General features: G+C 34.8%; 16 protein-coding genes. 10 read left to right on the top strand and 6 right to left on the bottom strand.

Going from position 1 to position 14218, the window contains the following annotated elements:
• Positions 1 to 13: 13 nt before the first annotated feature.
• From LS65_RS09930 to LS65_RS05545, 6 genes are read right to left on the bottom strand one after another with little or no spacing between them, the layout of a single operon-like run.
• Positions 14 to 223 carry a hypothetical protein gene (locus LS65_RS09930; protein WP_034361042.1) on the bottom strand — a complete coding sequence of 70 codons (210 nt, stop codon included), beginning with the start codon at positions 221 to 223 and terminating at the stop codon, positions 14 to 16.
• A complete protein-coding gene (locus LS65_RS05525) occupies positions 220 to 570 on the bottom strand; it encodes a hypothetical protein (RefSeq protein WP_034361044.1) in 351 nt (116 codons plus the stop codon). The genes LS65_RS09930 and LS65_RS05525 overlap by 4 nt, the downstream gene beginning before the upstream one ends.
• Positions 561 to 776: a hypothetical protein gene (locus tag LS65_RS05530; protein ID WP_034361046.1), complete on the bottom strand. Its 216-nt coding sequence runs from the start codon at positions 774 to 776 to the stop codon at positions 561 to 563. The genes LS65_RS05525 and LS65_RS05530 overlap by 10 nt, the downstream gene beginning before the upstream one ends.
• Positions 773 to 2461 (bottom strand): hypothetical protein, encoded by a 1689-nt coding sequence (locus tag LS65_RS05535; protein ID WP_236096654.1) that lies wholly within the window; start codon positions 2459 to 2461, stop codon positions 773 to 775. The genes LS65_RS05530 and LS65_RS05535 overlap by 4 nt, the downstream gene beginning before the upstream one ends.
• A gap of 2 nt (positions 2462 to 2463) precedes the next feature.
• On the bottom strand, positions 2464 to 3216 hold the full coding sequence (locus LS65_RS05540; protein WP_034363616.1) for an arginyltransferase: 753 nt from the start codon (positions 3214 to 3216) through the stop codon (positions 2464 to 2466).
• On the bottom strand, positions 3213 to 4457 hold the full coding sequence (locus LS65_RS05545) for a murein transglycosylase domain-containing protein (protein ID WP_236096650.1): 1245 nt from the start codon (positions 4455 to 4457) through the stop codon (positions 3213 to 3215). The genes LS65_RS05540 and LS65_RS05545 overlap by 4 nt, the downstream gene beginning before the upstream one ends.
• Positions 4458 to 4623: 166 nt before the next feature.
• Here LS65_RS05545 and LS65_RS05550 point away from each other — a divergent pair, with 166 nt between their 5' ends.
• The 10 genes from LS65_RS05550 to nadA all read left to right on the top strand — a co-directional run bounded on the left by LS65_RS05550 (position 4624) and on the right by nadA (position 14103).
• Complete coding sequence (locus LS65_RS05550) at positions 4624 to 5601, top strand: radical SAM protein (RefSeq protein WP_034363619.1); 978 nt, start codon at positions 4624 to 4626, stop codon at positions 5599 to 5601.
• Positions 5602 to 5740: 139 nt separating this feature from the next.
• Entirely contained in the window at positions 5741 to 6376 is a 636-nt protein-coding gene (locus LS65_RS05555; RefSeq protein WP_034363621.1) for a superoxide dismutase, read from the top strand.
• 93 nt (positions 6377 to 6469) lie between these two features.
• A complete protein-coding gene (gene nadC, locus LS65_RS05560; RefSeq protein ID WP_034363623.1) occupies positions 6470 to 7300 on the top strand; it encodes a carboxylating nicotinate-nucleotide diphosphorylase in 831 nt (276 codons plus the stop codon).
• A 9-nt stretch (positions 7301 to 7309) separates the two neighbouring features.
• The gene (locus LS65_RS05565; protein WP_138129785.1) at positions 7310 to 8293 is read left to right on the top strand and encodes a thiamine-phosphate kinase; all 984 of its coding nucleotides are present in this window, start codon (positions 7310 to 7312) and stop codon (positions 8291 to 8293) included.
• 11 nt (positions 8294 to 8304) lie between these two features.
• Complete coding sequence (locus tag LS65_RS05570) at positions 8305 to 9066, top strand: non-canonical purine NTP pyrophosphatase (protein WP_052061171.1); 762 nt, start codon at positions 8305 to 8307, stop codon at positions 9064 to 9066.
• A 72-nt stretch (positions 9067 to 9138) separates the two neighbouring features.
• Positions 9139 to 9804 (top strand): YiaD family glycine zipper/OmpA-like lipoprotein, encoded by a 666-nt coding sequence (locus LS65_RS05575; RefSeq protein WP_034363627.1) that lies wholly within the window; start codon positions 9139 to 9141, stop codon positions 9802 to 9804.
• A gap of 40 nt (positions 9805 to 9844) precedes the next feature.
• Complete coding sequence (locus LS65_RS05580) at positions 9845 to 11689, top strand: hypothetical protein (protein ID WP_052061172.1); 1845 nt, start codon at positions 9845 to 9847, stop codon at positions 11687 to 11689.
• 18 nt (positions 11690 to 11707) lie between these two features.
• Positions 11708 to 12271 carry a queuosine precursor transporter gene (locus LS65_RS05585; RefSeq protein ID WP_034363760.1) on the top strand — a complete coding sequence of 188 codons (564 nt, stop codon included), beginning with the start codon at positions 11708 to 11710 and terminating at the stop codon, positions 12269 to 12271.
• Positions 12268 to 13053 (top strand): phosphatidylserine decarboxylase, encoded by a 786-nt coding sequence (locus tag LS65_RS05590; protein WP_034363629.1) that lies wholly within the window; start codon positions 12268 to 12270, stop codon positions 13051 to 13053. Before LS65_RS05585 ends, LS65_RS05590 begins: the two co-directional genes overlap by 4 nt.
• Before the next feature lie 24 nt (positions 13054 to 13077).
• Positions 13078 to 14103, top strand: a complete 1026-nt coding sequence (nadA, locus tag LS65_RS05595) for a quinolinate synthase NadA (RefSeq protein ID WP_034363631.1) — start codon at positions 13078 to 13080, stop codon at positions 14101 to 14103.
• The last annotated feature ends 115 nt before the right edge of the window (positions 14104 to 14218 follow it).

Genomic DNA, 14218 nt, shown 5'->3' on the forward strand with positions numbered 1-14218 from the left:
GTCTTTTAGTCTCTCAAACCGCTTTATTTTCTGGCTTCTTTAAGTCTTGCAGCATAGATTCACGCAAATACTGAAAATCATCGTTTTTTTCTATGCTTAATTTTGCTTTTACCTTTTTCGCTTTTTTGCTTACTTTTTTAATCTTAAGTTCTGGTCTAAACGCTTTTAGGCACTTAATCACTCGTAAAGTTGCAGAATCTACATTTTTAAGTGTCAAAGTCATTTTATCTCCTTTTTAGGTGTTTTATGTGATTTTAGAAAATCATTTGCTAGATTTTCGTATTTTTGCATTTTTGTGCTTTTGTAAGCGTTTTGCCTACTTGTAACACTTAAAATCACTATAATACCATTTTCATATTCATAATAAGTAATGAAAATTGCCCGAATATCCAAACTTAAGCGATATTTATAAACATCAGAATTTTGGAGTTTTTCTACATTCTTTGTTTGGATAATGCTTTCATAGTTTTGCGCAAAATAGGCAAGTTTTTCAATGATTTGTTCTTGTGTTTTTCTATCAAAATCTTTTTGGATTTCTTTAAAAGCGGGGGCTTGAATCTCTAGCTGCATTCTATGCCTAAAATTTCTTTTTTAAGCTCATCAAGCGTATAGCCTTTGGGTTTGCCCTTTGCTTTCCATTCTTGCAATCTTTCTTTTGCGATTTGCAAATCTACAAAGTCACTATAAAGTGCATCTACTTGCTTGACTAATTCTTGTTGTTCTTGATTCAAAGAGCGCATAAAGCTTTCCCTGTCTAGGGAGATTTGCCTTTTCATTTGTGATTCCTTTTTCTTTGTGTTTTTGTATTATAGCCTATTTCTTTGTTGTTTTCGTCCAAATCCCATACCAAAAAGCCGATGGGAAATTGCCCCTTGACATTATCAAAAGTATCGGCGGGGCATAGAAAACCTGCAAGAAATTCTGCCTTGAAAGTCTCACGAAACTTCATAAAATTGCTAGAATTAAGATATTTGAGTGTGGAGAAACTCGCAAGCTTGCAATGTGGAATCTCTAGGAAAATGCGCATAAAAAACTGCGCGAAAAGTTCGTTACTTGCCTTGCCCAAAGTTTGTTGATATTTTTTATAGGTGGCATTGCCCAAGCTTACACCACTTTTATGTTCGCCTGTCCTGCTTTGTGTCCTTGAATTTCCCGCTTCCGCATAGGGAGGATTGATAAAAATGATGAGCTTTTTGCGCTTTGCTTCATCTTGTAAAATATTTTGTAGCTTTTTGGGGAGTTTAGTTTTACAATTTTTGCAAGCAGAATCTAACTTGTCTTTATGCTCCTCACAGGGCTCATCAAAGAATTTATCGTTTAAAAAGTCAAATTGAAAAATATGATTTTGCAAAAGAGATAAGTGTTTGTTCTCTGCTAATTCTTGCATAATCTTCACATCTGCCTTATCTAGTGTGGAGGCATAGAGGTTTTGCGATTCTGTGAGATTTGCTAGGAGATTCCCTGTCCCTGCTGCACAATCCCATACATAATATTCACTCTGCCAATCCTCGCCTAAGGCTTTTTCTAGGTAACTTTGTGCCTTTTGCACCCAAATTTGCGGGGTGAAAAACGCTCCCTTGCGCTCTCGTATGTCGCTAGGCACAAGCAAATCGCGCCTATCTATAATGTAATCCCAATATTCTTGTCTTGGCGGACGCTCATAGAGATTCCAAAACTCTGTGTGGGCTTTTTGGTCGTCTTTGAAATGTGCTTCATCTTTTTGTTCCGAGCCCATAAGGGTGGTCTTTTTATTAAACTCATACTTGTGTTTTTTAAGCACAACAAAAAGCTTATCTAATAGGCTTTGATTCTCACTGCTTAGCAAATCGGCTAGATAAAAATCCGCGTCCAAAATCCCCGCGCTTTTTGCAGTGTCCCAATTAATGCTAATAGAATCTTTTACCTTTAGCAGCCATTTTTGGTAGATAAGATTAAAGTTGTTTTTGGTGATTTGGATTTTATGGATATTTTCGTTGTTAAGTGTGAAATTTTCTTTGATAAATTTTTGCAATTCTTTAGAATCTGTTTTGAAGCTAAATTGCAATTTTTGGGATTCTAAAAGTTCTTTGTTCGTTGCGTAGAGTTGCTTAAATTCTTTTGTGTTGTAATCACTTGGTCGGACATTCCAATTAAAGTCATTTTGATTAAAAATGTCCATTACCGCATAGTAGGGGATAAAGGCGATTTTCTCACTATCAAATGCACCCAAAAATAGCGGTGGAAGCTCGTTTTCATAAATGCGATTTTTACCTATGGTTAAAATAAGCTGCACAAAGGATTCTATCAAATCTGCCTTGTCCTTTTTCGCCTCTGCCCAAAGGAAGTGAATAGGTTGAAAAAGAGTATCACTTTTGTAGCACACCCAAAAATCTATGTTGCATTCATCTTCTTTTATGCTATTAAATGTTTTGTCATCAAAAAAATCTTTTCTTACTTGATTTATGATAGTTTTTTCCCCCATTTTCACTTGCCACCTCTAATTTGATTAGTTTTACCCTCATACATCTCCCAAATAGGTGTTTCAAAGACATCGGGGATATTTTTTAGCACTTCAAATGGAGTAAATCGCTCTTTGTAGCCCATACAATAATGGTCTTTTATCCAATAGCCCGGATAAAAATATTTAAGCCCATTTTCTTTACCAATTTGAATTTGTTTTAAGATATTGAGCGTGCCTAAACTATGATGTGCAAATGCGTGGTCATAGTAAAAATATACTGCTGTAATACTATCAAAAAGTGCATCTACAAGCCCCACACCTACAAGTTGAGAATCTATAAAGTAAAGAATTTCATAGCCAAAGTCTTGGTGTCCATCAACAAACATATCCATATAAGATTCTGGCGTTATTGGAGCATATTCCCAACCTTTTTTATCACGCATTACACGATGATAGCGATTATAAAGTTCTATATGTGCTTGAGAAATAGTGGGCTTTTGTATGTAAATATCAATATTTTCAGCCTTTTTTAGCACTCTTTTATGATTTCTGCTAAAAGTAAAATTATCTATCAAAGTGCGTATTGAAATACAATCGGTGCAACCTTCGCACATCGGCGTGAAAAAATAATTACCAAAGCGTCTCCAACCGCGTTCAAGTAATCCATAATAAAAGCTTGGTGTTACATTTTGAATATGAAAATACCTAAAAGTGCTTTGCTTAGAATCTATATAGCTACACACTTTTTTTTCAGAGTAAAATTCAACTAATCTCATTTGATATGTTCGTAATTTTTCTTAAATGTAGTTACTTTGAGTAAGTAGCGTTTGCCCTCATCAGATGGGAGTTTTGAACGCAGTGTATCATACACTTTAGCAGATGAAAGTGCATTTATGCGATTAAAAGCTTGATTTTTGTCATTATGAAATGTCCTTAACACACTTCCAGCTCCTGCATTATATGCTGTAATCACACAATATTCTTGACTTTGCTTGTCCTTGATATTTGGCAAATAGCGATTAAAAAGTATGCTTAGATATGCTACGCCATATTCAATATTTGTTTCAGGGTTAAAGAGCATTTGCTTTGTAGGCATACCTTTTTTACCATTGATAAGCTCATACGCATCAGCTCCCGCAGTGCTTGGGACAACTTGCATTAGCCCATAAGCAGGAGCTGCACTTACAGCGTAGGGGTTGAAGTTAGATTCTGTTTGGATAATGCCTAACACAAGGGCAGGAGAAATGTTGTATTTACGAGCATATTTACGCACAATATCTTCGTATCTATGTTCGCTTTTACTTTGATAATCTCCCACCATTTGTAAATCCACATAACTTACTTTTTTTCCTTTGCTATCTTTGCGCGTTTTGAGTGCGTTTTCAACAAGATATTTTGCATAATGTTCTGCACGCCATTGTGTTAAGATGTCTTTTCCTTCATTATCTTTTATCAATCCTGCAAGGAATGGTTTTCCATCAAAAGTAAAATCATCATCGGAATATAAATCTATTTTGCTTGGGTCTTGAGGAAGTAGCAAAGTATGTGCAATGGCTTTTTCTAAAGATTTTATAGGGTTTTGTGTATCAATGGTTTCGATGCGTATAGCCCCTGTGCTGAAGTTTATACTTGCTTTAGATTTATAGTTATTAGAATACTTTACATAGGTTTGTGCGCTTGGTAAGCTTATATCTTCATTGCTCCATTGTTTAGCGACATTGCCACTAAGAGCGTTAGCAACTTTAGTATATTGTCGTTTAATTTCTTTTATATTCCTCAATAATGTTTTTTGTTCTGCGGAGATTCTAAGTTGGTTACCTGCAACTTGATTTATAGCATAATATGGATCATCAGTGATGCTAATATGAGCATTATTTGCTCCAGCACAACCATAAAAAACTCCTATGGTAAATATTATCAATACATAAAAAATGAGTGCTTTGTAGCGGCATAAAATAAGAAAAATTGATAGGAGAATAATACTTTGTTTCAAATGTAAAGAACTTATTGTTTTCAAACGATACCTTGAATTGTTTTGATTTTAAAATGAGGCATTGTATCGTAAAAAGTTAAGATTCACGATAACGCTATAATAATGTGCTATACTTTGTTAATATATAAGCATTATCGCATTAATTTTGAGATGGTTAATAATTTTGATTTAAGTAAAGTAAAGGAGTGCTATGGATATAGTATTTGGTCCTGTATATTCGCGGCGATTTGGACGCTCACTTGGTGTCGATTTATCTCCTTTTGTTAAACAATGCAATTTTGATTGTGTGTATTGTGAGCTAAAAGGTGCAAAAAGTGTAGATTCTATGCGACAGATTGTGCCACTCACGCAAGTTATAGAATCTGTAAAAAATGCACTCAAAACCTCTGAATGTGATGTGCTAACCCTTACCGCAAATGGCGAACCAACACTTTATCCATATCTTAAAGAGCTTATTAGCAATCTTAAGCAGATTGTGCCAGATTCTGTAAAATTGCTTTTACTGACTAATGGTTCATTGTTGTGGAAAGAGGAAGTGCGTGAATGTCTTAAGGGACTTGATATTGTTAAATTTTCTTGTGATAGTTTGGAAGAAAAAGCATTTAAACATATTGATAGACCGCACATAAGTCTTTCTTTAGGGCAAATTAAAGAAGGTATCGTGCAATTTTGTAAGGAATTTAAGGGCGAGATTGTTGCCGAAGTATTATTTGTCAAAGGCATAAATGATAATCTCACTCAAGCTAAGGAGATTGCAGCGTTTTTAGCAAGTTTGCCACTTCATCGCGTAGATATAGGAAGCATTGATCGCCCACCAGCTTATAAGGTTGAGGCGGTGAGTGAGGAGAAACTTGCAGAATTAGCACAATGTTTTTATGTCTATAAACATTTGCAAGTCAATCTCCCTAAACGCACCCACATAGATAATGCACAGAAACTATCACTTTCTTATACAGATTCGCATTCTCAAATAACATTAGAATCAAATACAAAATCTTACACACAACCCCAGCTAATAGGCTTACTTAAACGGCGTCCTTTAAGCGTAATAGATACAAAAAAAATGTTTGATACACAAACATTAGCACTCTTAGATGAACTATGCCAAAAAGGTGAGATAAAGCAATGTAGTATAGGAATAGATACATTTTATCAAATTGAAGAGTAGTAGATAAAAGGTTAAAAAAATATTGATATAATGCGTTTGCTTTTTATATCAAAAAGTTATGTAGATTCTAAAATCATAAATTTTAGAGAATCTTAAAACTTACAAAGAAGCGCAAACAACAATAGATAAGGAGAATTTTATGTTTGAATTACGCAAGTTGCCCTATGGCACAAATGAGTTTGGTAGTTTTATTAGTGAAGAAACTTTTTCATATCACTATGGCAAACATCATCAAACTTATGTAAATAATTTGAATAATCTCATCAAAGGAACAGAGTTTGAAAATGCAGAGCTTGGTGATATTATTCTTAAGTCAAGTGGTGGTATTTTTAATAATGCAGCCCAAGTATATAATCACGATTTTTACTGGGATTGCTTAAGTCCTAAGGAAAGTGCAGTGAGTGCAGAGTTAAGTGCTGCAATTAATGCTGAATTTGGTTCAATAGATTCTTTGAAAGAAAAATTCCTTGCCTCAAGCACAACACTTTTTGGTTCTGGCTGGAATTGGCTTGTATATAATATACAAAGCAAAAAGCTTGAAATTGTGCAAACAAGCAATGCGCTCACACCGGCTACAGATTCTAAAGTGCCACTTTTAGTTGTTGATGTATGGGAACACGCTTATTATATTGACCATAGAAATGCTCGTCCTGCATATTTGGAAGCATATTGGAAACATATTAATTGGGCATTTGTTTCTAGAGCTTATGAATGGGCAATTAAAGAAGGTATGCAATCATTTAAGTTCTATATTAATGGGATTCATAAAAAATAACCTTACTTCTTACTCGCTATTTGAGCTACAATGAGCTTTTTAGCGAGTGCTACTTCAATTAGTTATCATCTTAGCAATTTTCAAGGGTATGCTATGACAGAGCAATCGATTCTATCTTTTATTACACAGGCATTAAACGAAGATTTAGGTAGAGGTGATTTATATGCACTATTTGCACCAACCAAAAGTGTAAGGGCTTATGTTTTAGCCAAAGACGATGGTATTTTTTCAGGTGAAGTATATCTCAAGGCTTTAGTAGCTCACTTTGGATTAAAGCTTATAGAATCTTTAAAAGATTCACAACCTTTTAGCAAAGGCACACATATAGCATATATAGAAGGGGATTATTTAGCAATTTTGCAGGTTGAGCGCGTATTGCTAAATATCTTGGCTCATAGTAGTGGTATTGCTACGCTTACGCATAGTTATACAAATCTTATTAAAGATATTCCTATTAAACTCCTTGATACACGCAAGACTCGTCCATTATTGCGTGAGCTTGAAAAATATTCTGTCTGCAATGGTGGCGGAGCTAACCACCGATTTGGACTTGATAGTATGCTTATGCTCAAAGATACACATTTAGCGCATATAGAAGATTTACAAGCACTTATTAGCAATGCTAGAAAAAGATTGCCATTTATGTGTCCTATTGAAGTTGAGTGCGAAAATATAGACAAAGTAAAGGAAGCTATAAGTGCAGGAGCTGATGTGATAATGTGTGATAATATGAATATAGCACAGATTCAAGAAGTAGTAGCTTATCGCAATACCTATGCGCCACATATTATGCTTGAAGCAAGTGGAAATATCAATCTCACAAATATAAGAGAATATGCTTTAAGTGGGGTTGATGCCATCAGTGTAGGCTCGCTCATACATCAAGCACAATGGCTTGATTTAAGCCTTAAGATTGAAAACTAGAGGCACAAAGTGGCAAACTTTGCAGTAGGCTTTGATAGAGAATCTTATTTTTTATCTTTATTAGAAAAAGAGGCTATTACAAAGGGGTTAGGTGATGATTGTTGCATTGTGAATCTAGGATATTTAATTCATAATTCTTCTTTTTCACAAACTTTTGCACGAGCGTATAAGCATAAAGCTCACATTCACGCACAGGACTTAAAATCTCTTGTAATTGGAGCAGATAGTTTTTGTGAGGGGGTGCATTTTCTTAAAAGTTGGTTTTCTCCATACGAACTCGCTCAAAAAGCCTTTTTGGTGAATTATTCTGATATTATAGCAATGAATGCAAAACCTCTTTATGCTACTTTGAGTGTGGCATTGCCAAAGTCGTGGCAAAAGGTAGAGATTAGAGATTTTGTAAATGGTATAGCTCATTTTTGTCGCACACATCATATTGCACTTATTGGCGGTGACACCATAGGAGCTACATCTTTACAGATTCATATTACATTATTTGCAAAAGCCCACAAACACACGCTTTATCGTGATAAGATTCCACCAAAAAGCCTTATTTACTATACTTGCGATACTTATCCTAAATATACTATCACTCAAAGTTATAAATTGCTAAAAACCTTGCTCCATAGACCTAAAAATAAACATTTAAGGGCAAGAGGTAGATTCTTATTTCCTCGTCTTAGGGATAGATTCATCGCTGATTGTGCATCATTTTTAAAAGGTGGTATGGATATTTCCGATGGTATTTTAAGTGATGTTTCTAAGTTAGGTGTAATAAATAAGCTTCATTTCAAACCAAATATGCCACTTTTTGCACCACATTTAAAGCCTTTACTTTATAGTGGAGAATCTTATGAAATGCTTGTAGCTATTGCACCAAAAGATAGATTAAGACTTAAAAGAATAGCCTTAAAGCATAGGATTAAGGTATGCAATATAGGTGAATTTACACGTAAAAAATATATGTTACCACCGATAAAATATTGGCATTAAAGGAGTATTCAATGACTATCATACTTGCTACAAGTAATATGCATAAAATTCGTGAATTTCAAGCTATGTTAGGGGATAAAAATGCAAGAATATATGCGTATGAGGAGATTCTAAAACCTTTGCATATTGTGGAAAATGGTGCAACTTTTGCAGAAAATGCTGCACTTAAAGCAAAGGCAATTTATAATGCGTTTTACACACAATATACGCAAGAAAAAGAGCAGAGTGATTTAGTATTTCCTCTTGCTCTCATTGCAGAAGATAGTGGAATATGTATTCCTGCTCTTGGTGGGGAGCCGGGTATTTATAGTGCAAGATACGCACAATATAAAGGCTTTAAGAGAGATTCACAAAATTTACGCGAACACGGAGAGCAAAGAGATTTACATCTTACACACAATAGCACTGATACTATGAATCTCCATTGTCTCATTAAGCAAATTGCACCATTTGCGCCAACCCCTGCATTTTTTGTCGCAAATATTGCACTTATTTATAGCGAATCTTCCACATTGCCTCCTCTGCAAGAATGCGTAATAGAGCATTTTGAGGGAAGGCTCGATGGTATAGCTATAGGCGAAGCAAGGGGAAGTCAAGGCTTTGGTTATGACCCTTTATTTGTGCCAAACACAGACAATCCTTTACAAAAAACTTTAGCAGAATTAGAGCCAAGTGTTAAAAATATGCTTTCACATCGCAAAAAAGCTATATCTCTTTGTATTAAGCGACTAAATATGGAAAAATCAGAATCTGCACTCGATTCTATAAAATAAGTGCCATTTAAGCCAAAAGCAATATCTTTCGGGCTACAATGCGAATTCAAAAATTAATCAAAAGGATTGTTTATGTTAAAAACAACAACTTCAAAAGTTTCCATAGCACTCTGTGGTGTGCTTCTTATGGCGGCTTGCACGACCAACCCTTACACAGGCGAATCACAAATAAGTAGAACAGCTATTGGCGCAGTGGGTGCAGCGGCAGTGGGTGCAGGAATTGGTGCATTAGCTAATAAAAAAGATAGGGCAAAAGGTGCAGCTATTGGTGCGGGTGTAGGTGCATTAGCAGGTGGAGCAGTAGGCGGTTATATGGATATACAAAACAAAAAACTCCGAGAGGAACTTCAAGGCACAGGAGTAAGCGTTACAAAAAATGGTGATGAAGTTATACTCAATATGCCTGGTGATATTACATTTAAATCCGGTAGTGCAGACTTAAGTGCTGATTTTTATAAGGTGCTTAATTCTGTGGCAAAAGTGCTTAACAAATATGATAAAACTATCGTTTCTGTCGTAGGTTACACAGATAATACAGGCAGCGCGGCAAAAAATCTTACTCTTTCACAGCAAAGAGCTCAAAGTGTAGCGACATACTTACAGAATCAAAAAGTTAAACGAGAACGATTTGTGATTGAAGGAATGGGACAAGATGAGCCTATTGCTTCAAATAAAACACCTGAAGGGCGAGCACAAAATCGCCGCGTTGAAATCTCTCTTACAGCTATCACAAAATAATACTTTCCTTTTGCCTAGAGAGGCAAAAGGATTTGAAATAATGAAACAGCTATTTCTTCTTTTACTTTTTGTTTGCAGTATCATATTTATCTTGTGTGTAGGATTCTATCCTCATCTATCTCTTTTACTCTATCCTGCTTTTTTTGGAATCTTTGTGGTTTTATTCGTATATACTTATGAAGTTTTAAGAGTAAGAAAACAAGCCACAATTAAGGCTTATTACAAGATAGATTCATTTTTGCACCGCTACTTTGGACATTTCTTTCTTACTCAAATTGTAAGTTTTATTGTTGCGCTTGTAGGGAGTGTTTCACTTTTTTTTATGCTTGTATTTCCTAGTGGGAGCGAGATTCTTATCTTTTGTCTGCTTGTGCCTTGTAGTGTATATGGATTTAGACTTGTATATATTATTTGTAATGCAAATTTAAGCCCTGATTTTGCGCCAATTTTAGCAAAAAAATATACCGCGCTTATAGCTGCTTTACTTGCGCTTATATGTGAGGTTATACTCAATAATTTGACGCCAATTACTTTAGAATCTAATGATATACATACTCATTATCTCACCCTTATGAAAAGCTATAATATTGCTCAAATGCACTCATATTTTTGGCAAGAGCTCTTTGGTTTTATATTACTCAAAAAAGCATTGCTTGATGTGCTTTATTTTAGTATTGCCAATAGCTATTTGCATTTTGCGCTTATTCTACTTTTTGCTTGTGGGCATTTTGCTTCATTTGCAAGTTTCTCTCTTATGTGTGTAGGGAGCATCGCACCTAAAACATATTTAAGACAAAATACCAAAAATGAGCAAGAGAGCTTTACACTTACACAATCTCGTGCTTTTAGGCAATTTTTTGCTATGGTGTTTTTTCTTATTTTTATTTATATCGCCTTTAATGTAAGTATTCATTTGCAACCTCTAGCTAAACACCATAATCTTCCTCCACTTTTAAGTGAGCAGATTCTAAAAGAAAATGAATACTATATTCAAATCAGTATGCAAGGCACACAAAGCCTTATACGTTCTAATGATTTGCCTTCACTAGAGCATAAACTCAAAGAGAATCTGCTTCATTTTGAATCTAGCCTTAATGCTGACATAGAAAAAAGTATTAAAGAATATCTTAGCCAAAAAGAAATTATCATTGATGAATATTCTAAATGGTATTTTAGTGTGCGTGGTGAATATACAAGGCTTTTTTATGCTGCTATTGGCAAGGGAGAAGACATTGCACAAGAACAATTTATTTTTTTACTTAAAGCCCATACACCTTATGATTTGCAAGAAAGGCTAAATAGGCTTTATGATGCACATTTTGAATCCTTAAAAACACGATTAGAGCAAAGTTTTAGCTTTTTTACATTACACAAAAATCCCTTGAATGCACACATCTCACGAAGCATATCTTTTGATGATTTTAATCAAAAACTTGATTTACTCAATCCTCGCTCTAGTGATGGTGTTGCTGCACTTTTAGGAGCAAGTGTAGTAGGAGCTATGATTCTTAAGGCTTCTGGAAAAGCTATCACTAAAAGCGGAGCTAAAGTCATAGGAAAAAGTGTCGCTAAAAAAAGTTTGGGAGGTGCGATAGGCACAGGAGGCTCACTTCTATGTGGGACATTTGCGCCTTTATGTGCAATTGGGTTTTTTGTAGCAAGTGATTATGCTATAAATAGTGTTGATGAATTGATAAATGAAGATGAATTTAAGCAGCAAATGCGTGAAGGATTTGATTTGTGGGAACTTCAGCTAAAAAACAGCCTTATTGGTTATAATTCTCAACTCTCAAAGCAAATATTAGAGAAACTTTCATTTACAATAGATTCTCAAGAAGATTCTATACAATCTGTTTCTACAGAGAAAGAAAATGAAAATAAATAAGGAGAAAGAGTGAGAGAGATGAGTGTTTGGACTTTTATAGGAAGTTCATTGCTTTTTGCTTCTATAGTAGTATTAGCAAACTATGGCGTGCAATATCCTATATTTAACACACCACTCACTTATGGGGCTTTAACTTATCCTATGAGCTTTTTACTCATAGATATATTGAGTGAGAAATATAATAAGATTCAAGTATTAAAAATACTTTGGGTTGGATTATTCCTTGCTTTTATTCCTTCTTTATTAGCAAGTGAGCCTCGTATAGCACTTGCAAGTGTATGTGCTTTTATTATCTCACAAAATCTTGATGTGTATATTTTCTTTTATCTTAAAAACCGCTTTCCACATTTATGGTGGCTGCGCAATAATGCAAGCACAATGATTTCACAATTCATTGATACAATGATTTTCTTTCATATTGCATTTTTATTTGTGTATCCGTGGGAACAGGTTATAATGATGCTTTTAGCAGATTTTTGCATAAAAGCTTTTTTAGCTCTTTGTGATACGCCACTTTTTTATATGTTTGCAATACGCAAATATAAGCAGCCAAAAATCACTACAAAACGAGGTAGAATATGAATCTTTCAAACAAATTTTCACGACTTTTTGGGCGATTTGCCTCTTATGAATTCCCGTCTTTTTTGCAGAATCTTATTAATAATGTATATGTAAAGATTTTTGATATAGATTTAAGTGAGTTTGCCCCAGCCTCTAGCTATGCTTCGCTCAATGCCCTTTTTACACGAGCACTTACAAGTGAGCGCACAATTAACCCTAATCCTATCGTGCTTATTGCGCCTTGTGATTCTCTTATTACTCAAATGGGCAAAAGCACGCAAAAAAATGCTCTTCAAATCAAAGGTATGGAGTATTCTATTGAAGAACTCTTAGGACAAAAGCTTGATAGAGAGTTTTATTATATAAATTTTTACCTCTCACCAAAAGATTATCATCGCTATCACGCACCTTGTGATATGGAGATTTGTGAAGTGCGATATTTTGGAGGAGAGTTACTTCCTGTGAATCTGCCTTCTTTACAAAAAAATCAAAGCCTTTTTGTGCGGAATGAACGCGTAGTAGTGGTAGCAAAAACATCATCTCATAAATGGATTTATTTTGTTGCCGTAGGTGCGCTGAATGTTGGCAGTATGGTAATGCACTTTGAAGGCAGGATTCAAAGTAATGCCAAATCACACAATATATGCTACACCTACCGCACTCCTATTAGTATAAAAAAAGGAGAAGAATTAGGTATGTTTAAAATGGGTTCAACCATTGTGCTTTTTATGGAGCAGATGATTCCTGATATAAATATCAATCAAAAAGTAAAATTTGCCCAAGATTTAGGCACTTATACGTAGAATCCAATACATAAGGAGTGAAATATGTCTAGCACACTTCATAATCCAATCAAAGATGAAATCAAAACATTGCTTCATAAGCTTGATGGGCTTTTAGTAGCACATTATTATCAAAAAGATGAAATTGTCGCTTTAGCAGATTTATGTGGAGATAGTTTGGAGCTTTCCCGTAAGGCTTCGCAAAGTGAGAAAAATCTCATTGTATTTTGTGGCGTGGCATTTATGGGGCAAAGCGTTAAGGTGCTTGCTCCACAAAAGCGTGTGATTATGCCAAGATTAGCGTGTTGTTCTATGGCAAGAATGATTGATAGTGATTATTATGATGAAAGCATTGCTCTTTTAGAATCTTATGGCTTAAGCAAAGATTCTATCTTTCCTATTACTTATATTAATTCAAATGCTGATGTTAAAGCAAAAGTTGCCCAAATGGGAGGTCTTGTTTGCACAAGCGCAAACGCTGCAAAAATTTTTGATTTTGCAAAGGAGCAGGGCAAAAAGATATTTTTTCTCCCCGATAGGTGCTTAGGAGAGAATCTTGCGCGTTTAAATGGCAAAAAATCTGCATTATTACGCACAGATAGTAAAGAAAAAGTGCTTAGTGCTGATGTGATTTGCTATGATGGATTCTGTTCTGTGCATCAGCTTTTCACGCCACAAGATATTACCTTTTATCGCGAAAAATTTGCAGATATTAAAATTGTCGTGCATCCTGAATGCGACCCAAGTGTCGTAAAACTTGCCGATTTTGTAGGTTCTACAAGTCAGATTATCCAATATGTGCAAGATTTACCTTTAGAGCAAAAGGTCGCAGTTGGCACGGAATTTAATCTTGTCAATCGTTTGCGTCCTAAATATAATGGCAAACAAACAACCTTTGTCCTTAGCTCAAGTAAGCCTCAATGTCCTACAATGAATGAAACAACTCTTGAAGATGTGCGCGATGTGCTTCTTGCTTTTGAGGATAATAAGCCTATTAATGAAGTATTTTTAGATAGTGAGATTCAAAAATGGGCAAAAATCGCCCTTAATAGAATGCTTGAACTCTCTTAAAAGGCAAAATTAATTTTACCTTTTGTAACATAATTTTTTAAACTTTAGAAAAAAATAAAAATTATTCATTAATTCATTAAATAATTTTTATTAAAAATATAGTGTTCCATTTTTG

It is taken from the genome of Helicobacter japonicus (genome assembly GCF_000762845.2).
GTDB lineage: Bacteria > Campylobacterota > Campylobacteria > Campylobacterales > Helicobacteraceae > Helicobacter_C > Helicobacter_C japonicus.